Source organism: Aeromonas sp. 3P (genome assembly GCF_051919745.1).
GTDB classification, from domain to species: Bacteria; Pseudomonadota; Gammaproteobacteria; order Enterobacterales; family Aeromonadaceae; genus Aeromonas; species Aeromonas veronii.
The window spans coordinates 3,613,273-3,633,512 of sequence record NZ_JBQBED010000001.1 but is presented as its reverse complement, the minus strand read 5'-3'; the positions used below and the strand labels follow the sequence as shown (position 1 = coordinate 3,633,512).

The following is a 20,240-nucleotide window of genomic DNA, read 5'->3' as shown; positions in this document are numbered from 1 at the left end:
AAAAAAACAACAAAAATATGCCAAAAAAAGCGGCTGTGGCACAGTGCCCCAACCGCATTTATTTTCAATTACTTCAAATTACGCTTCTGATACTCGCCTGCCGCCTTCACAAAACCGGCGAACAGAGCGTGGCCATCACGAGGAGTAGAGGTGAACTCCGGGTGGAACTGCGCAGCCACGAACCAGGGGTGATCCGGGATCTCGATGATTTCCACCAACTTCTTGTCGGCGGAGAGACCAGTCACTTTCAGACCTGCCGCTTCAATCTGCGGCAGCAGCTTGTTGTTGACTTCGTAACGGTGACGGTGACGCTCGTAAATGGTCGGGCTGCCGTACATCTGACGCACTTTGGAATCTTCGACCAGGTGGCAGAGCTGGGACCCCAGACGCATGGTACCGCCCAAATCAGACTTCTCGGTACGGGTCTCGACATTACCTTCTTCATCCACCCACTCGGTGATGAGGCCGACGACCGGATACGCGCAATCTTTCTTGAATTCGGAGGAGTGAGCCCCTTCCATGCCCGCCACGTTGCGAGCAAATTCGATCATGGCAACCTGCATGCCGAGGCAGATACCCAGGTAGGGGATCTTGTTCTCGCGGGCATACTGGGCAGCCAGAATTTTTCCTTCCACACCGCGCTCACCGAAGCCACCCGGCACCAGGATCGCGTCCAGACCTTCCAGCAGCTCGGCGCCACGGGTCTCGATATCCTGAGAGTCGATGTACTTGATGTTGACGGAGTGACGGGTCTTGAGACCACCGTGCTTGAGCGCCTCGTTGACGGACTTGTAAGCGTCCGGCAGGGAGACGTATTTGCCGACCATACCGATGGTCACTTCACCAGTCGGGTTGGCCTCTTCGTAAATAACCTGTTCCCACTCGGACAAATCAGCTTCTTTGCACTCCAGACCGAAACGCTCGGTGAAGTAGGAGTCCAGATTCTGGGATTTCAGCAGTGCCGGGATCTTGTAGATGGAGTCGACGTCTTTCATGGAGATGACGGCGCGCTCGGGCACGTTGCAGAACAGGGCAATCTTGGCGCGCTCGTTGGCCGGAATGGCACGGTCGGAGCGGCAGATCAGCACATCCGGCTGGATACCGATGGAGAGCAGCTCTTTGACGGAGTGCTGGGTCGGCTTGGTCTTCACTTCACCGGCCGCAGCCAGGTAAGGAACCAGCGTCAGGTGCATGAACATGGCGTTGTTGCGGCCCACTTCGGCGGCCAGCTGACGAATGGCTTCGAGGAACGGCAGGGACTCGATGTCACCTACGGTACCGCCCACTTCGACGATGGCAACCTGATGGCCTTCGGCACCGGCAATAACCCGCTCTTTGATGGCGTTGGTGATGTGCGGGATAACCTGAATGGTGGCGCCCAGATAGTCACCACGACGCTCTTTACGCAGTACGTCGGCGTAGATACGTCCGGTGGTAAAGTTGTTGCGACGGGTCATCTTGGTGCGGATGAAACGCTCGTAGTGGCCCAAATCCAGATCGGTTTCGGCCCCGTCCTCGGTTACGAACACTTCACCATGCTGGGTCGGGCTCATGGTGCCCGGATCCACGTTGATGTACGGGTCCAGTTTCATGATGGTCACATCCAGACCACGGGCTTCCAGAATGGCTGCCAGAGAAGCTGCGGCAATGCCTTTGCCGAGGGATGAAACAACGCCACCAGTAACAAAAATATATTTGGTCGTCATGCTGAACCTGAAAGAAGTTTAGGGAATTTTAAGGGGTGCTTCGGGGATGAAGCAGGACGGGGAAACAGTATACCAAAAACCCCTCTCCCAAACAATGAGCAAAAATCTATCAGGCTCACCGCCCCCCCATCTTGCGCCAAATCAACTTTGCTCGGTTTCCTTCGCCTTATCCCAGGCTGCATCGAGCTTTTCGAGGGTGCAATCGGTCATTTTCAAGCCTTCTGCGGCGATTATCTGCTCAACTTGACGAAAGCGACGCTCGAACTTGGCGTTGGCGCCTCGCAGCACCTGCTCCGGATCCTTGCCCAGATGACGCACCAGATTGACGGTGGCAAACAGCAGGTCGCCGAGCTCGTCGCTCACCCGCGCCTCGTCCACATCGACCATCAACACCTCTTCCATCACCTCGTCGATCTCCTCGTGGATCTTGTCCACCACAGGCCCCAACGTCTTCCAGTCAAAACCGACAGTGGCGCAGCGTTTCTGAATTTTGGCGGCGCGGGTCAGGGCAGGCAACGCCTGCGGAATGTCGTCCAGCACGCTCTCTTTGTCGAGGGCCGCCCGCTCTTTGGCCTTTTCCGCCTCCCAGTTCGCTTTTACCGCCTGCTCGTTGGAGAGATCTGCATCGGAAAAAACGTGGGGGTGACGACGAATGAGCTTCTCGCTCACCGTATCGACGATATCGGCAAAGTCGAACAAGCCCCGCTCTTTACCCAGCTGGGCGTAGAACACCACCTGAAACAGCAAATCCCCCAGCTCCCCTTTTAGCCCCTGCCAATCCTCGGTCTCGATGGCATCGGCCACTTCGTAGGCCTCTTCCAGGGTGTGCGGCACTATGGTCTGGAAGCTCTGTTTCAGATCCCAGGGGCAGCCGTTTTGCGGATCGCGCAGGCGAGCCATGATATCGAGCAGTTGGGGCAGATCGTAACGTTGGGACATGGGATATTCGCTTTCGATTCGTTCAAAAAGGGTCATAAATACAGACCGGCCACTGGGGCCGGTCGGTTCGCTATCAAAGCCGCTTGGCGCTAATTACGTCATTAAGCTGACTGAGCTTGGCCAACGCCCGGTTGAAGGCGTTGATGTTGTAAATCTCCAGCTCCATGTCGATCTCGGCGGTCTGCTCGCGCACGTTGGAGCGCGAACGCACCCCCATCACATTGATCTTCTCGTTGGCCAGCACGGTAGTGATATCGCGCAGCAGGCCGGAGCGATCGTGGAGATGATCCGGATGGTGAGGCCGTAACCGCCGGAGTAGTTCTCCCCCCACACCGCATCGATCAGCCGCTCCGGGTTGCGACGTGACAACTCTTTCAACTGCTCGCAATCTTCCCGGTGGATCGAAACGCCGCGCCCCATGGTGATAAAGCCCTGAATGGAGTCCCCAGGGATCGGCTGACAGCAGCGGGCAATATGGGTCATCAGATTGCCGACCCCTTCCACCACGATATGGTCTTTGGGCTTGTGGCGCATCGGCGCATTGGCCTTCTGCTCCAGCTTCTCCAGCAGGCGGCGATCTTCCTCTTCCGCCGTCGGCTTGTTGTAACAGGTGTCGAGATAGTTGAGCACCTGGTTGATGCGGATATCGCCGCTGCCGATACCGGCCAGCAGATCGTCGGTGCTCTCCAGATTGAAGCGGCGCAGCATGTTGCCCTTGTCGATCTTGGACATGCTGAGGTTGTGGCGATCCAGCTCCTTCTCGAACAGCTCGCGACCGGCCACGATATTCTTGTCCCGATCCAGCTTTCTGAACCAGGTCGCCACCTTGGCCCGCGCCCGACTGGAGCGCAGGAAGCCGGCGTTGGGGTTCATCCAGTCGCGGCTCGGGTTCGGCTCTTTCTGGGTGATCACCTCCACCTGATCGCCGGTCTGCAGCGCGTAGGTAAACGGCACGATGCGGCCGTCAATCTTGGCGCCGATGCAGCGGTGACCGATCATGCTGTGGACGTGATAGGCAAAATCGAGCGGGGTGGCGCCAGCTGGCAGGTCGATCACATCCCCTTTCGGGGTGAAGACGTAGACTCTGTCCTCGAACACCTGACTGCGCAGATCTTCCAGCAGGGAGCCGCTCTCGGAGAGGTCTTCCTGCCAGGCGAGCAGCTTGCGCAGCCACTCGATCTTGTCTTCGAAGGTGTTGGCCTTGCCGCCAGCCTGTGCCCCTTCCTTGTAGCGCCAGTGCGCCGCGACGCCGAGCTCGGCATCCTGATGCATCTGGTCGGTACGGATCTGGATCTCGACCGTCTTGCCCTCCGGCCCCACCACTACGGTGTGGATCGACTGATAGCCGTTGGGTTTGGGGTTGGCGACATAGTCGTCAAACTCGCGGGGAATGTGGTGGAACTGGGTGTGCACGATACCGAGCGCCGCATAGCAATCCTGCAGCCGCTTGGTCACTACCCGCACCGCGCGCACGTCGAACAACTCGTTGAACTCGAGGTGCTTCTTCTGCATCTTGCGCCAGATGCTGTAGATATGTTTCGGCCGACCGTACACCTCGGCGTCAACTCCCGCCTCTTTCAACCCATTACGCAGGGATTGCACAAACTCGCGGATGTAGCGCTCGCGGTCGAGCCGCTTCTCGTCGAGCTGCTTGGCGATCTGTTTGTAGGTATCCGGATGCAGGTAACGGAAGGCGAGATCTTCCAGCTCCCACTTGAGCTGGCCGATGCCCAGACGGTTGGCGAGCGGCGCATAGATATTGGTGATCTCCTGGGCCATCAGCACCCGGGTCTCTTCATCTGCCGTCTTCGCTTCCCGCAGGCAAGCGATCCGCTCCGCCAGTTTGATCACCACGGCGCGCACATCCTCGACCATGGCAAGCAACATGCGACGCACGTTGTCGACCTGCTCCGGCGAGGTTTCGCTGCGATGGAGGGTCTGCAGGGAGCGGATGGCCTCCATCTCCAGCACCCCTTCCACCAGCTTGGCGATCTTGGAGCCAAAGTCCTCGTCCATCCGCTCCTGGCTGATGAGACCGGCTTCGACGAAGGGGTAGATGATGGCGGCCTTGAGGGTGCCGATATCCATGCTGAGCATCTGCAGGATGCCCACCATTTCGATGCCACGCACCAGCAGCTTGCTGGTCAGCGCCTCGTCACCGAGCGTCAGACAATACTGATAGACGGTTCGCAACTGATCCTTTTCACTGTCACTCAAGGAGAGCGAGCTGACCCACTCTTCCAGGGTGAAGTTGTCTTTCAAATGAATATCGCGAACCGCAACCATGGTATCAATCCTTTAAATTATCGGGCCGAAAGCTGTCACTTTCTCCCCTCATGAGATTGCCTCAAATGGGGATATCCAGCGCACTTTTCAAGGCATATTGTCCAGAAAGACAATAGAGCGCGCCAACAGGCCCTGCCGAACGACGAGGGTCTAGATTACCCCAATCACATCAGCTCAAACAGCCGCAGACACACCAGATTACATATCTGCATCGCCGTACTGATGAGCAGGATTACTTCATATACACACCAGCGCAAACAGACGCAGATATGCCGGATTACATATCCGCATCGCCGTACTGATGAGCAGGATTACTTCATATACCACACCAGATCAAACAGCCGCAGACATGCCAGATTACATATCCGCATCACCGAACTGATGAGTCATTTACTCCCGTTCAAACAGCGCCATGGACTCCAGATGACCGGTGTGAGGGAACATGTCGAGCATGCCGAGGCGCACCAGACGGTAACCCCCTTTCACCAGCACCTGACTGTCCCGCGCCAGGGTGACCGGGTTACAGGAGACGTAGACCACCCGCTTGGGTGAAAGTTTCACGACGTGTCCCATCACTTCCAGTGCGCCGGGGCGAGCCGGATCCAGCAGCACCAGATCAAACCCTTCCCGCGCCCAGGACATACCGACGATGTCATCGCTCAGGTCGGCTTTGTAGAAACGGGCATTGGTGATGCCGTTGCGACGGGCGTTCTCTTCGGCCCGCTGCACCATGGCCAGTTCACCTTCGACACCCACCACTTCGCGAGCCTGACGGGCCAGCGGCAGGGTGAAGTTGCCGATACCGCAGAAGAGATCGAGCACCTTGTCATCCTTGCTCGCCCCGAGCCATGTCAGCGCCTGCTCAACCATGCTCTGGTTGATGGGGCCGTTGACCTGAATGAAGTCACCGGGAGCAAATGCAAGAGACAGGCCATCCAGCGAATAGGATGGGGAAAATTGTTGCTGCAGCGCTTCGATGCGATCATCAGCCGCCTGCAGGTAGAGGTCGATCCCCTGCGCTTTTGCAAACTCAACCAGCAGGGCGCGATCCGCCTCATTGGGGCGGCCGGTGTGACGCAGCAGCATCATGATCCCCTGCTCGGCCTGGATTAGCTCCGCATGGCCCAGCTCGCGCTGGCTCTTGAGGCGATTGAGGCATTCACGCAGCGGGGCAATCAACGCAGAGAGCGGCTCAGCCAGCACAGGGCAACCGTCGATCTCCACCAGATCGTTGCTGTTGCGGCGGCGGAAACCGACCCGGGTGCAGCGACCGTTCTTGTCAAATTTGATGGCCAGACGACAGACCCGGCGGTAGGCACGATCTTCACCGGTCAGTACCGGCTCCAGCGCAGGCGCCTTGATGTTGCCCAACCGCTCGAACAGGCTGACCAGTCCCGCCGCCTTGGCGGCTTGCTGATCGGCAACCGACATGTGCTGGGCACTGCAACCGCCGCACTCGCGATAGTGGCTGCAGAAGGGGGCGATACGGTTGGCTGCCGGGGTCACCACCTGTTGCAAGGCGGCGTGACCATACTGCTTTTTCTCTTCGGTGATGCGTGCCTTGACGGTCTCGCCGGGCAGCGCCCCTTCGACGAAGATCGCCTTGCCCTGATGGCGACCGATACCGACGCAGTGGTGATCGAGGGTGTCTATCGTAAATTCAATGCGTTGGAGCTGGGTGGACTTCTTTTGGGGCTTGAAAAACTGGGCCATAAAACTTGGTGCCTATAGGTGGCTATGTCATGATTGTGGAATCTGCTGCCGGTATTGTCCCACAAGAATAATAGTATGACCAAATACGGCCACAGAGCCCGTGTATTGCCATCAACCCTATCGCCAACCCTGTTCACTGGTGGCCTGTTCGTATGACCAAATATGGCCTGAGAGCACGCGTTCTCGCCTTCACCATCCTGCCCACCCTGATCATCGGTGGCCTGATGGCCGGTTACTTCACCTTCCACCGCTACCAGCAGCTGGAAAACAACCTCATTGATCAGGGGATCAACATCATCGAACCGCTGGCGATCGCCAGTGAATACGGGATGACCCAGCACAGTCGCGAATCCCTCAAGCGGCTGATTGGTCTGACCCACCGCAAGAACTCCCCCTTCATCAAGTCCATCGCTGTCTTCACCCAGGACAACCAGCTGTTCGTTACCTCGAACTATCACCGGGATTTCACCCGACTCAGACTGCCCGATGGCGAGCCCATTCCGGATCTGACCAGCGTGACGTTTCAGGGGGACGACATCATTTTGCGCACCCCGATCCAGGCTGAAACCAGTCTGGATGGCTTCCCGCTGCCCAGCGATGTAGAGCCGCCGATGATCGGCTACATCTCGATGCAGATGGCGACCGATAGGGCCATGTTGCTGCAATACCGCGACACCTTCTTTGCGGTGATCATGGTGCTCATCGGGGTGGCCTTCAGCACCCTGTTTGGCTTCCGTCTGGTCAAGAGCGTGACCCAGCCCATCACCAACATGGTGCAGGCGGTGCACAAGATCAGGGAGGGGCGGCTCGATACCCGGGTCAGCGGCCAGCTCACCGGCGAGCTGGATATGCTGAAAAATGGTATCAACGCCATGGCCAAGGCGCTCTCCGAATATCACGAAGAGATGCAGCAGAATATCGATCAGGCTACCTCTGACCTGCGCGAAACCCTGGAGCAGATCGAGATCCAGAACGTCGAGCTCGACATGGCCAAGAAACGGGCGCAAGAGGCGGCGCGGGTCAAGTCGGAGTTTCTGGCCAACATGTCCCACGAATTGCGTACCCCGCTCAACGGGGTCATCGGTTTTACCCGCCAGTTGCTGAAAACCAGCCTGACCCCGAGCCAGACCGACTACATGCAGACCATCGAGAAATCGGCGCGCAACCTGCTTGGCATCATCAACGACATCCTCGACTTCTCGAAGCTGGAAGCGGGCAAGCTGCAGCTGGAGCATATCCCGTTCAGCCTGCGCGACACCCTCAACGAGACCATGCACCTGCTCGGCCCCAGCGCCCACGACAAGCAGCTGGAGCTCTCCTTGCGGGTGGATGCCGATGTGCCGGACTACCTCACCGGCGACCCCATGCGTCTGCAACAGGTGCTGACCAACCTCACCGGCAACGCCATCAAGTTCACCGAACAGGGCAACGTCGATGTCCATATCGAGCAGACCGGCAGTGGCAACCACAAGGTGAGGCTCAACGTCCAGATCCGCGATACCGGCATCGGCATCTCCCAAGAGCAGCAACATCAGCTGTTCCAGGCCTTCAATCAGGCCGACTCCTCCATCTCCCGCCGTTATGGCGGCACAGGCCTAGGCCTCGTTATCACCCAGAAGCTGGTGCAGCAGATGGGCGGCCAGATCCGCTTTGAATCGGAGCTCGGCAAGGGCTCCATCTTCTCGTTCAGTCTGGATGTGGAGGTCTCACCCCTGCCCCAGACCGATCAACTGCCGCTGGATCGGATCCGTGGCAAGCGGCTCTGGCTGCTGGAACCGGATCCCTTCGCGCAAGCCTCTCTGCTCGCCCTGCTGGCGGAGTGGCACCTCGACGTGCACCCACTGACCAGCGATGATCCCTGGCCCGAGATGAGCGAGCAGGAGATGGTGATCATCGGCAGCAGCACCCTGCATACGCCGCAGCAAGTGCTCGGCCGCCTCGACAGACTGAACGGCCAGCAGCAGAACACCATAGTGCTGCTCAGCAGCCACGAGCCGTCGCTCTATGAAGCTATGCTGGCCCATGGCGCCCAGCACTGTCTCTCCAAACCGGTCAACCACCGCAAGCTGCTGCACGCCCTGCTCTCGCCGGAATCGAGCCGCCAGAAGCTGCCCGCCCAGCCTGCACCGCGCCAGTTGCAGCCGATCAAGGTGCTGGCGGTGGATGACAACGCCGCCAACCTCAAGCTGATCGCCGCCATGCTCAAGGAGATGGTGAGTCAGGTGGTGGTGTGCAAAAACGGCAAGGAGGCGGTCAAGCAGGCCCAGAGCCAGCCATTCGACATCATCTTCATGGATATCCAGATGCCGATCATGGATGGCATCAGCGCCACCCAGGCGATCCGCAACCAGTCCCTCAACACCACCACTCCGATCGTGGCGGTGACCGCCCACGCCATCCCCGGCGAACGGGAGCGCCTGATCCGGCAGGGGATGGACGACTATCTGGCCAAGCCCATCGACGAGAGCATGCTGGCCCAGCTCATCACCGACTTTGCCCATCGCCGCCACCAGAATAATGGTGCCCAACAGATCGACTGGGCACTGGCGGTGCGGCAAGCGGCGGGGAAAGAGCATCTCGCCAGAGAGATGCTGACCATGCTGCTGGCCAGTTTCGACGAAGTGGAACCTGTGCTGGATAGCGCACTGGCGGGCGAAATTGAAGATAGCGAGGTGCTGGCCCAGCTCCATCGCCTCAACGGTGGCTGTGCCTATTCCGGGGTGCCGGGGCTGCAACGGCTGCTCTCCCAGCTGGAACAACAGCTGCGTGACGGCGTGCCGGTCAGCGAGCTGGAACCCGAGCTGCTGGAGCTGCAAGATGCGCTGGAACTGGTGCGCCAGGAGGCGCCCCGTTATCTCGGCAAGGCTTGATGAGCTTGACCCGAACTGTATCGGCCCCCGCTTTTTCTGACGCGAGGGCCGCCAGATGGTAAAGTTGCGCCGTTTACACAGGAGTCAGCATGACCAACAACGATATTCTGCGCCGTCTGCGCTACGCCCTCACCATCAGCAACGACCAGATGGTCGAGATGTTTGCCAAGGGCAACCTGACGGTCACTCACGCCCAGCTGCACAGCTGGTTGATGAAAGAGGCGGCGGAAGGTGAAGAGCAAGAGGCAGGCTATGTCGCCTGTCCCGACTCGGCCCTGAGCCAGTTCCTCGACGGTTTCATCATCGCCCGCCGCGGCGTGCGGGAAGATGCACCGGCCCAGGTGATCCCGAACCGGATCAACAACAACATGATCTTGCGCAAGCTGCGCATCGGCCTCAACTTCAAGGAAGAGGACATGCTCGGCACCCTCAAGCTCGCCGACTTCAACCTCTCCAAGTCCGAGCTCAGTGCCCTGTTCCGCTCCAAGGATCACAAGCACTATCAGGACTGCGGGGATCAGATCCTGCGCAACTTCCTGATCGGCCTCACTGCCAAATACCGCGGCTAACCAGCCGCGCGACTGACCAGACCGGGCCTTCGACATGTGCCAGCGACTCACTCCTCCCACGCTCAGTAGACTGGTTGTGGCAGGGGGATGGCGCTGGCGCTTTCTTCTTCTCCTCTTCTTTCTGCCACTGGGTGGTTGTACTCCGTCCGAGTACCAGCTCTCGACCCGCTATCAGAGCGCCAACCAGAACGAGCGGATCGCCTTTCTGATCCTCCATTACACCGACGAAGACGATGCCAACTCCCTGCGCCTGCTGACCGAGCAGGAGCACAAGGTGAGCGCCCACTACCTGATCCCCCGCGACAGCCACGAGACACCGTTCACCGTCTATCAGCTGGTGCCGGACAGCGCGCGCGCCTGGCATGCGGGACGCAGCCGTTGGCACCAATATGCCGGGCTCAATGCCAGCTCCCTTGGCATCGAGATCGTCAACCTCGGCTATCCAGCGGAAGATGAGCCGCTGGCCCCCGATGCCCGCCGCTGGCAACCCTATACCCCGCAGCAGATTGCCGCCGTCGGCGCCCTCAGCCGGGAGCTGGCCGCCCGCTACCAGATTCCACCGACCCAGGTGCTGGGCCACAGCGATGTCGCTCCCGAGCGCAAGCAGGATCCCGGCCCTCACTTCCCCTGGCGCCAGCTCTATCTGACGTACGGAGTCGGCGCCTGGCCAGATGAAGGTCGGGTGGCCGAGTTACTGGCCAGCCCCTTGCCCGATTGGGATGCAGCCATGTGGCAACAGCAACTGGCCCGCTATGGCTATGGCCTGCCCCAGACTGGCCAGTGGGATGAGCAGAGCCGCGCCGTCATGGGCGCCTTTCAGCTCCACTTTCGCGCCAGCAGGGTCGATAGCAAACCGGACCGCGAGTGTCAGGCCATCCTGATGGCGCTGCTGGAAAAATACTTCCCCTAATACTCATCCATTGCCCCTGTTGCTGCGTACTGTTTGATAGCCTTTAGCTATCAAACAGTTAGGCACAAGCAATTGTCCCTGCATTTTGCAAGGCGTTACTCTGACTGCGTTCCGAAAGAGAATTTCAAACCGATTTCCAAATCTGGAGGTGAATGATGAAAAGCCCGATTGGTCTTGATACTGCTCAATCACAAGCCCTGGCAGCCGAGTTGAACAAATTGCTGGCCAGCTACCAGATCCTCTACATGAACGTGCGCGGCTTCCACTGGAATATCCGTGGCAACCAGTTCTTCGAACTGCACCTGAAATTTGAAGAGATTTACAACGACCTGCTGTTGAAAGTCGATGCACTGGCCGAGCGGATCCTGACCCTGGATGGGGTGCCGATGCACAGCTTCAGCGACTATCTGAAAGTCTCTGCCATCCCGGAGCAAAAAGGGCTGCACGATGGCCGCGCCTGTGTCGAATCCCTGCTGGATAGCTTCCGCGAACTGCTGGTCGCCCAGCGCCGTATTCTGGGTCAAGCAGCCGAAGCTGGTGATGAGGGCACTGCCTCCATCCTCTCCGACTATGTGCAGCAGCAGGAAAAACTGGTCTGGATGCTGCGCGCTTATCTGGCCTGATAGTGAACCAAGCCGACTACAGCGTACGTATGCTGGGTTGAGTAAGTTCCGGGCCGAAAGCTCCTGACCAGACCACGGCCCAATCCGTCTGATTGTTATGTTCTGTTGCAAACCTGAGTTGTCTCTCCTTTTATCCACCCGCTTGCCGCCCTGTTTGGGCGGCTTTTTTTGTTTTTGATCTGCATCAAGGGAATCTTAATTGGCAAATTGAATGCCTATTAAGTTTTTCGCAAGAGGAATAGAATCGCCACAAAACAGACAACTGAAATGTCCAATTAGGAGAGGCATGATGTTTTGTGTGCAATGTGAACAGACAATTCGTACCCCGGCTGGCAACGGCTGTGCCTACGCACAAGGTATGTGCGGCAAGACGGCTGAAACCTCGGATCTGCAGGATGTGCTGATCTACACCCTGCAGGGGCTCAGCGCCTGGGCGCTGGCCGCCCGCGAGCAGGGCATCATGGATCGCGAGATCGATGCCTTCGTGCCCAAGGCCTTCTTCGCCACCCTCACCAACGTCAACTTCGACTCGAATCGCATCGTGGCCTACGTCAATCAGGCCCTCGCCTATCGCCAGCAGTTGGCCGATCGTCTGACCGCTATGGCGGTGCAGGTGAACGATTTGCCACAGTCCGCTTACTTCGAACCCGGTGCCGAACTGCTGGAACAACTTGCCCATGCCGCACCAGCCGCACCCAATCGGGGCAAGAGCGAAGTGAACGAAGACATCATGGGGCTGCGTCTGCTCTGTCTTTACGGCCTCAAGGGCGCCGCCGCCTATATGGAGCACGCCCGGGTGCTGGATCAGCAGAGTGACGAGGTGGCCGCCGAATTCCACCGCATCATGAGCTGGCTCAGCACAGACCCGAGCGAAATGGGTCGGCTGTTCAGCTGTGCCATGGAGATCGGTCAGCTCAACTTCAAAATCATGGAGATGCTGGATCTCGGTGAAACCAGCGCCTTCGGCCATCCGGAACCCACCCAGGTACGCGTAACCCCCATCTCCGGCAAGTGCATTCTGGTCTCCGGCCACGACATGATGGATCTCAAGCTCATTCTGGAGCAAACCAAGGGAACCGGCATCAACATCTACACCCATGGTGAGATGCTGCCTGCGCTAGCCTACCCCTTCTTCAAGCAGTACCCCCATCTGGTGGGCAACTACGGATCCGCCTGGCAGAACCAGCAGAAAGAGTTTGCCAACTTCCCGGGCGCCGTGGTGATGACCTCCAACTGCATCATCGACCCGAATGTGGGCAACTACTCGGATCGCATCTTCACCCGCTCCATCGTCGGCTGGCCCGGCATAACCCATCTGGAGGGGGATGATTTCTCCGCCGTGATCGCCAAGGCGCAAGCGCTGGAAGGCTTCAAGCACACCGAGCTCGAGCACTTCATCACCATCGGCTTTGCCCGCAACGCCCTGATGCAGGCCGCCCCCGCAGTGATTGAGAAGGTCAAAGCCGGAGAGATCAGCCACTTCTTCCTGGTAGGTGGCTGTGACGGCGACAAGGCCGAGCGCGCCTACTTCACCGAATTTGCCAAGGCGGCGCCGCGCGACAGCCTGCTGCTCACCCTGGGCTGCGGCAAGTACAAGTTCAACAAGCTCGACTTTGGCGACATCGGCGGCATTCCGCGCCTGCTGGACGTGGGCCAGTGCAACGATGCCTACTCCGCCATCCAGTTGGCGCTGGCACTCTCCGAGGCGTTCGAGTGCGGGGTCAACGATCTGCCGCTGACGCTGGTGCTCTCCTGGTTCGAGCAAAAAGCCATCGTCATTCTGCTCACCCTGCTCTCCCTCGGGGTGAAGGACATTCGTACCGGCCCGACCGCCCCCGCCTTCCTCACCCCGGCGCTGCTCAAGGTGCTGGAGGAGCAATTCGGCCTGAAAGGGACCACCACGGCCGAAGCTGACTTGGCCGAGATCCTGGCGGCTTAATCGGCACCTCATGTTGTAAGCGTTTGGCGAGCCGTCCGGCTCGCCTTTTTTCTGGATCCGGCTTTTTCACCAGACGTTTTCGAACCGTTTCAAACCTAAGGAGCCTTGTGATGACCTCTCTCACGCTCACCTGCATTGGCCGCCAACAGAACACCCACGACGTCGTGAGCTGGCAGCTGGCGCCGCTTTCCGGCAGCCTCCCTCCCGTGCTGGCTGGCCAGTGCATCACCCTGCATACCGAGATTGACGGCCAGCCGGAGTGCCGCGCCTATACCCTCTCCTCCAGCCCGCAGGATGAATGCTGGCAAGTGACTATCAAGGATGTGGGACGGGTCTCTCGCCATATGCACCAGACCCTGCAAGTGGGGGCGAGATCCGGGTGGATGGCCCGTTCGGCGACTTCAACCTGACTGCCTTGCCTTGCGAACGGCCACTGCTGCTCAGTGCCGGTTCCGGCATTACCCCCATGTGGGCCATGTTGCGGGACGAGCTCGCCAAACGGCCGGATGCCGATATCCACTTTATTCATAGCGCCCGCTCGCCAGCAGATGTGATCTTCGCAGATGACTTGGCTGCACTGGCTGAGGCCCATGCCGGTGTACGCCATGCCCTGATTCTGGAAGAGGCCCCTGCAGATCACCCCTGGATTGGCCGACTTACCCCCGCCATGCTGGCCGAATTGGCCCCAGATCTGCGCGAACGCCATGTCTATCTCTGCGGGCCAACCCCCTATATGGCGGCGGTCAGCGCCATGCTGGCTGAGCTGGGATTGCCGCCGGATCAGCTGCATCAGGAGTCCTTTGGCCTTCCCCCCACAGACCCCGCCACCACCACCAGCGACCACTTCTGGCTGACCCTGAAAAAGAGCGGCAAAAAGGTGAAGATCCTGCCGGGTCAGACCCTGCTGGCTGCGCTGGAAGCTGCTGGTGAAACCATGATGGCTGCTTGTCGCGCCGGAGTATGTGGCAGCTGTCGTTGCACCACCACTGGTGACATCGAGCGCCAGAGCGTGATGACATTGAGTGCTCAGGATCTGGAGAGCGGCATTGCTCTGGCATGCTCCTGCACTGCGAAAGGGGATATCAGTCTCGATTATTGAGGTGTGGTGAAGGCTTCTGTGAGGTGCGGTGAACGCGTTATCGGTATCCCAACCTTTTCCCAACTAGACAGGGGCGCTAGACTCTGCCCCAGTTTCACCAGAACACGGGATAAAAAATGACAATACTGGTCACAGGGGGTGCCGGCTATATCGGCTCCCACACCCTGGTTGAGCTGCTCGGTGCGGGGCAGCAGGTCGTGGTGCTGGACAACCTCTCCAACTCTTCACCGGAGTCACTCAAGCGGGTCGAACAGATCACCGGCAAGCCGGTCACCTTCGTCGAAGGGGATGTGCTGGACAGAGCCTGTCTGCAGCAGCTGTTTGCCAACCATCAGATCAAATCGGTGATCCACTTCGCCGGTCTCAAGGCGGTCGGAGAGTCGAGCCAGATCCCGCTCACCTACTACCAGAACAACATCACCGGCACCCTGGTGCTGTGCGAAGAGATGGCCCAGGCTGGCGTTTTCCGCTTGGTATTCAGCTCCTCGGCCACCGTCTATGGCGATCCCGCCTCGGTACCGCTGCGGGAAGATTTCCCCACCAGCGCCACCAACCCCTATGGTCGCTCCAAGCTGATGGTGGAGGAGATCCTCCGTGATCTCGCCAAATCCGATCCCCGCTGGGCCATCGTACTGCTGCGTTACTTCAACCCGGTAGGCGCCCACGAGAGCGGCCTGATTGGTGAAGATCCCAACGGCATCCCCAACAACCTGTTGCCCTATATCAGCCAGGTGGGTGTCGGCAAGCTCAAGGAGCTGGGGGTATTTGGCAACGACTACCCGACCCCGGATGGCACCGGCGTGCGCGATTACATCCACGTGGTGGATCTCGCCATCGGTCACCTCAAAGCGCTGGCACGCATCGAGTCTGATACCGGCGTCTTTACCTATAACCTGGGCACCGGTCAGGGGTACTCGGTGCTGGAGATGATCAAGGCATTTGAAGTGGCCAGCGGTCGCACCATTCCCTACCAGATCAAACCCCGTCGCCCGGGCGACATCGCCGAGTGCTGGGCCGAGCCGACACTGGCCCGTGCCGAGCTGGGTTGGCAGGCAGAGCGCGGTCTGGAGCGGATGATGATCGATACCTGGCGCTGGCAAAGCCAGAATCCGAACGGCTATCAAAGCTGATCTCTCGCGGGTGGATAACAAAACGCCCCGACATTTTCATGTCGGGGCGTTTTATTTTGCGACATTCAATCAGTGGGTCTGACTGCGCAGCAGCGGCACACGGGACAATCGGGGGGCGATGCGCTCTATCAGCCGATCCGCCAGGGGGGTCAGCAGCAACCAGGGCAGGCAGAGGGTGGCCAGCCCCAGTGCGCCGACGTAGACATCGGTAAACCAGTGAGCGCCCGCCAGAATGCGTGGTGCGGAAAAGAGCGGCACCATCAACAATGCGGTGAGACCCGCCCAACGTGGCAGATAACGTAAGGCGTAACCCGCGAAGATCATCAGGAACAGGGCATGATCCCCCGGGAAACTATCGCCCGAAGAGTCCTTGGTCGGAATACCGCTTAGCTGGGTCACCCGCAGCGCATCGGGCACCATCAGGGTCGGGCTGGGCCGCTCCACCGGCAATCGGTGACCAAGCTGGTTGATCACCAGTGCACTCAGCAGCATGACAATGCCCATCGCCACCAGTTGGCGACGCCCCGCCAAATCCCGGGCAAAGAAACAGCGGGCCAGGATCAACCCCATACAGGTCAGTACTGCCAGATCGAACAGCCGGTTATTAGTGATGGCCACCAGATCGGCCCACAGCGCAGACTGCCCGAGCCAGCCATTGACGGTATGAAAAATCGCGAGGTCCCACTGATCCCAGGGACCATGAGCGGGCAGCGCAGCCCAACTGATGGCCACCAGACCACCGACCAGATAGCAAAGCAGGAACTTGCCCATGGGGACTCTCCGTTTGAAAAGGGCGATATCGTAAAACTGCAGGGTGCGTCACAAAACCGAAGAATTGTAAGAAAGTGCGACACAAAATCAAGCCTCAAATAAAGCCCAACAACCCACTCCAGCCTCGCACACCGCGACAGCGACAATATTTCTGCCTCCAGTGCGTCATCTGTGGGCCTCTCACCATGAGTGCGGCTTGTGCCACCACCGCAACACCCCCTAGAATGCCCACTTCCCTTTACTGCGAAAGGAAGCGGTATGCATATTCACATTCTCGGGATCTGCGGCACCTTTATGGGTGGTCTGGCGGTGTTGGCAAAACAGCTTGGTTATCGGGTGACCGGTTCGGATGCCAACGTCTATCCCCCCATGAGTACCCAGCTCGAGCAACAGGGCATCGAACTGACCGAAGGCTATGACCCCTCCCAACTCGATCCGGCGCCGGATCTGGTGGTGATCGGCAACGCCATGAGCCGCGGCAACCCCTGTGTTGAATATGTGCTGGACCGCAATCTGCCCTACATCTCCGGCCCCCAGTGGCTGCTGGAGCATGTGCTGCAGGATCGCTGGGTACTGGCCGTTGCCGGCACCCACGGCAAGACCACCACCGCCAGCATGCTGGCCTGGGTGCTGGAGTACGCCAAACTGGAGCCCGGTTTCCTTATTGGCGGCGTGCCGGGCAACTTCCCGGTCTCCGCCCGTCTCGGCTCTGCCCCCTTCTTCGTCATCGAAGCGGACGAGTACGACTGCGCCTTCTTCGACAAGCGCTCCAAGTTCGTTCACTACCACCCGCGTACCCTGGTGATGAACAACCTGGAGTTCGACCACGCCGATATCTTCCCGGATCTCGCCGCCATCCAGCGCCAGTTCCACCACCTGATGCGTACCGTGCCGAGCAACGGCCGGGTGCTGTTCCCGCAAGCCGATGACAACCTCACCGCCGTACGCAAGATGGGCTGCTGGAGCGAAGTGGAGCTGGTCGGTCAGGACGACGCCAAGTGGAAAGCGGTCAAGCTGGCCGATGACGGCTCCGCTTTCGAGGTGTGGCTGGATGGCGAAAAGCAGGGCGAGGTGCACTGGGAGTGCATCGGCGAGCACAACGTCAACAATGGCCTGATGGCTATCGCGGCTGCCCGCCACGCCGGTGTCATGGTGGAGCACGGTATTGCAGCCCTCTGCCAGTTCAAATCCCCCAAACGGCGGATGGAGCTCAAGGGCGAGGTAGCTGGCATCAGCGTTTATGACGACTTCGCCCACCACCCCACCGCCATCGAAACCACCCTTGGCGGTCTGCGCGCCAAGGTAGGCAAAGCCCGTATCCTGGCAGTGCTGGAGCCGCGCTCCAACACCATGAAACTGGGGGTTCACAAGGAGGAGCTGGCTGGCTGCTTCGATGGCGCCGACGAGGTGTTCTTCTTCCAACCCCCCAACATCGGCTGGGATCTCGGCGAGGTGACGGCCCATATGACCCGTCCGGCCAAGGTATTCAACGATCTGGAGACCCTGATCAATCGGCTGGTGGCCGAGAGCCGCGATGGCGACCATATTCTGATCATGAGCAACGGCGGCTTTGGCGGCATTCATGACAAGCTGATCGCCCGCCTCAAGGATTACCACGGCGAACTATGAACAAAACGATCACCCTGGCGCTGACCGGTGCCTCCGGCGCCCCCTACGCCCTGCGCCTGCTCCAGTGTCTGGTGCAGGCGGACTATCGGGTCTATCTGCTCGCCTCCTCGGCAGCTCGTGTGGTACTCAAGACCGAGCAGCAACAGGATTGGCCCGGCTCGCCGAAAGAGCTCTCTGCCTATCTTTGTCGCCAATATGGCGCCAAGGAGGGGCAGATTGTCGCCTGCGGCAAGGAGGAGTGGTTCTCGCCAGTCGCCTCCGGTTCGGCAGCCCCCAAACAGATGGTGGTCTGCCCCTGCTCCATGGGCACCGTCTCGGCCATTGCCAACGGTACCTCCGACAACCTGCTGGAGCGGGCGGCGGATGTGGTGATCAAGGAGCGCGGCCAGCTGATCCTGGTGCCCCGCGAAACCCCCTTCTCGGCGATCCATCTGGAGAACATGCTGAAACTGGCACGGCTCGGGGTGACCATCATGCCCGCTGCGCCCGGTTTCTATCATGAGCCGAAAAGCATCGAGGATCTGGTGGACTTTATGGTCGCCCGCATCCTCGATCATCTGGGTGTCGAGCATGAGCTGACCCACCGCTGGGGCTATGGCCACCATTGAGGTGACCGCCACATTCGGCCATAAAAAAACGGCGCCACTCAATGAGTGACGCCGTTTTTTCGTTAAGTCGTGTTAGCGAGCCTGAATTGGCGCCGTCACGTACTTGAACAGGAAATCAGTCACCTCTTGGCGCGCCGGGCGCAGAGGTTGATTGATCATCTGCATCATCACATAGCCAAAACCGGTCAAAGAGCGGGCCAGATCCTGTGCTGACAGCACGCTGGTGATCTCCCCTGCATCCATGGCGGTTTGCAGCTCGCTGGCGATCAGCTCAAGGCAGTGATCGAGCAGCCGGGTATAGCGGGGCCATACCTCTTCCCGAACCGATGAGCTCCACTCCAGCCAGATACCGGCATAATCCGGTTGATCGTAGGCGGCATCGACAGAGAGGCGTACATGACGCTGGATCTTGTCGAAAATGGAGCCCTGGTCACCGTATGCCTGCGACAGCATTTGGTTCACAAAGCGTTCGATCTCGGCCAGCACCTCATCTACCAACTCCTCGCGGGTGTTGAAATAGTTGAAGACGGTAGCCACAGAGACCTTGGCCTGTTCGGCTATCTCGGCGTGACCTGCACGGCCAATGCCGCGACGGGAGAACACCTCGATGGCACATTCCATCAATTGGGAGCGACGAGCTTCCGGCGACAGCCGGGTACGACGTCTTATTTCTGCGCGTGGTTCCATAGTTTTTATCATCTAATAGTTATTGATTATGGTGTTTATAGTATTTTAACTAATCATGCCTGAGTGCCTGCTAACTCTATCAATTAAAATAAGCCGATAAAAGCACCACGTATCTCTAGCACCCTTCAACATGAGTGGTAGAATCATCGGTTTTGATATTCATGAACGGCCAAATCCCCTTTGGCCTTATGGGAGTAAGTGATGAAACACACCGTCGAGGTGATGATCTCCGAGGCTGAAGTAGCCGCCCGGATCGCCAAATTGGGTGAAGAGATCACCGCCCGCTATCAGGGTTCTGACGAAGTCGTGATGATTGCGCTGCTGCGCGGTTCCTGCATCTTCCTGGCCGACCTCTGCCGCCAGTGCCAGCTGCCCATCACCCTGGACTTCATGACCGCCTCCAGCTACGGCTCCGGCATGCACAGCACCCGTGACGTCCGCATCCTCAAAGACCTGGACGACGACATCAAGGGCAAGGATGTGGTGATCGTGGAAGACATCATCGACACCGGTTACACCCTCAACAAGGTGCGCGAGATCCTCTCCCTGCGCGAGCCGAAATCCCTGGCCATCTGCACCCTGCTGGACAAACCCTCCCGCCGCGAAGTGCAGGTGCCGGTCGACTGGATTGGCTTCGCCATCCCGGACGAATTCGTGGTCGGCTGCGGCATCGACTACGCCCAGAAGTACCGCAACCTGCCGTTTATCGGCAAAGTGGTACCTCAGGAGTAAGCCAGGTTCAGGAATATCACGGGTGAAGC

At 59.1% G+C, this 20,240-nt stretch carries 14 protein-coding genes and 2 pseudogenes; 10 read left to right on the top strand and 6 right to left on the bottom strand.

What is annotated here, in order from left to right:
* Positions 1 to 68 precede the first annotated feature (68 nt).
* The 4 genes and pseudogenes from pyrG to rlmD form a co-directional block, all read right to left on the bottom strand.
* Positions 69 to 1,706 (bottom strand): glutamine hydrolyzing CTP synthase, encoded by a 1,638-nt coding sequence (gene pyrG / locus ACTG19_RS16920; RefSeq protein WP_005335584.1) that lies wholly within the window; start codon positions 1,704 to 1,706, stop codon positions 69 to 71.
* Positions 1,707 to 1,847: 141 nt separating this feature from the next.
* Entirely contained in the window at positions 1,848 to 2,645 is a 798-nt protein-coding gene (gene mazG, locus ACTG19_RS16915; protein WP_439840627.1) for a nucleoside triphosphate pyrophosphohydrolase, read from the bottom strand.
* Between the two features lie 73 nt (positions 2,646 to 2,718).
* Positions 2,719 to 4,931 (bottom strand): annotated as a pseudogene (relA, locus tag ACTG19_RS16910) (GTP diphosphokinase).
* Positions 4,932 to 5,321: 390 nt separating this feature from the next.
* Positions 5,322 to 6,644 (bottom strand): 23S rRNA (uracil(1939)-C(5))-methyltransferase RlmD, encoded by a 1,323-nt coding sequence (rlmD, locus tag ACTG19_RS16905; RefSeq protein WP_100652875.1) that lies wholly within the window; start codon positions 6,642 to 6,644, stop codon positions 5,322 to 5,324.
* Positions 6,645 to 6,796: 152 nt separating this feature from the next.
* Between rlmD and barA the strand changes: the two genes are divergently transcribed.
* The 7 genes and pseudogenes from barA (at position 6,797) to galE (ending at position 15,784) form a co-directional block, all read left to right on the top strand.
* Positions 6,797 to 9,514 (top strand): two-component sensor histidine kinase BarA, encoded by a 2,718-nt coding sequence (gene barA / locus ACTG19_RS16900; RefSeq protein WP_100645154.1) that lies wholly within the window; start codon positions 6,797 to 6,799, stop codon positions 9,512 to 9,514.
* Between the two features lie 89 nt (positions 9,515 to 9,603).
* A complete protein-coding gene (locus ACTG19_RS16895; protein ID WP_005335594.1) occupies positions 9,604 to 10,083 on the top strand; it encodes a DUF1456 family protein in 480 nt (159 codons plus the stop codon).
* A 34-nt stretch (positions 10,084 to 10,117) separates the two neighbouring features.
* Positions 10,118 to 10,993, top strand: coding sequence for an N-acetylmuramoyl-L-alanine amidase (locus tag ACTG19_RS16890; RefSeq protein ID WP_439989300.1), 876 nt, complete (start codon positions 10,118 to 10,120; stop codon positions 10,991 to 10,993).
* 155 nt (positions 10,994 to 11,148) lie between these two features.
* Complete coding sequence (locus ACTG19_RS16885; RefSeq protein ID WP_005362843.1) at positions 11,149 to 11,616, top strand: Dps family protein; 468 nt, start codon at positions 11,149 to 11,151, stop codon at positions 11,614 to 11,616.
* 289 nt (positions 11,617 to 11,905) lie between these two features.
* A complete protein-coding gene (gene hcp / locus ACTG19_RS16880) occupies positions 11,906 to 13,555 on the top strand; it encodes a hydroxylamine reductase (RefSeq protein ID WP_439989608.1) in 1,650 nt (549 codons plus the stop codon).
* Between the two features lie 110 nt (positions 13,556 to 13,665).
* Positions 13,666 to 14,654 (top strand): annotated as a pseudogene (locus tag ACTG19_RS16875) (2Fe-2S iron-sulfur cluster-binding protein).
* A 116-nt stretch (positions 14,655 to 14,770) separates the two neighbouring features.
* Complete coding sequence (gene galE, locus ACTG19_RS16870) at positions 14,771 to 15,784, top strand: UDP-glucose 4-epimerase GalE (RefSeq protein ID WP_439989299.1); 1,014 nt, start codon at positions 14,771 to 14,773, stop codon at positions 15,782 to 15,784.
* A 69-nt stretch (positions 15,785 to 15,853) separates the two neighbouring features.
* Here the strand turns inward: galE and ACTG19_RS16865 are convergent, their stop codons facing one another.
* Entirely contained in the window at positions 15,854 to 16,555 is a 702-nt protein-coding gene (locus ACTG19_RS16865; RefSeq protein ID WP_201990119.1) for a phosphatase PAP2 family protein, read from the bottom strand.
* A 258-nt stretch (positions 16,556 to 16,813) separates the two neighbouring features.
* On the opposite strand from ACTG19_RS16865, the gene mpl reads away from it, so the two are divergent.
* Both mpl and ACTG19_RS16855 read left to right on the top strand, forming a co-directional pair.
* Entirely contained in the window at positions 16,814 to 18,184 is a 1,371-nt protein-coding gene (mpl, locus tag ACTG19_RS16860) for a UDP-N-acetylmuramate:L-alanyl-gamma-D-glutamyl-meso-diaminopimelate ligase (RefSeq protein ID WP_005335612.1), read from the top strand.
* A complete protein-coding gene (locus ACTG19_RS16855; RefSeq protein ID WP_101325777.1) occupies positions 18,181 to 18,792 on the top strand; it encodes a flavin prenyltransferase UbiX in 612 nt (203 codons plus the stop codon). The genes mpl and ACTG19_RS16855 overlap by 4 nt, the downstream gene beginning before the upstream one ends.
* A gap of 72 nt (positions 18,793 to 18,864) precedes the next feature.
* Here the strand turns inward: ACTG19_RS16855 and ACTG19_RS16850 are convergent, their stop codons facing one another.
* Complete coding sequence (locus ACTG19_RS16850) at positions 18,865 to 19,479, bottom strand: TetR/AcrR family transcriptional regulator (protein WP_113739788.1); 615 nt, start codon at positions 19,477 to 19,479, stop codon at positions 18,865 to 18,867.
* A 201-nt stretch (positions 19,480 to 19,680) separates the two neighbouring features.
* Here ACTG19_RS16850 and hpt point away from each other — a divergent pair, with 201 nt between their 5' ends.
* Entirely contained in the window at positions 19,681 to 20,211 is a 531-nt protein-coding gene (gene hpt, locus ACTG19_RS16845; protein ID WP_005335618.1) for a hypoxanthine phosphoribosyltransferase, read from the top strand.
* Positions 20,212 to 20,240 lie beyond the last annotated feature (29 nt).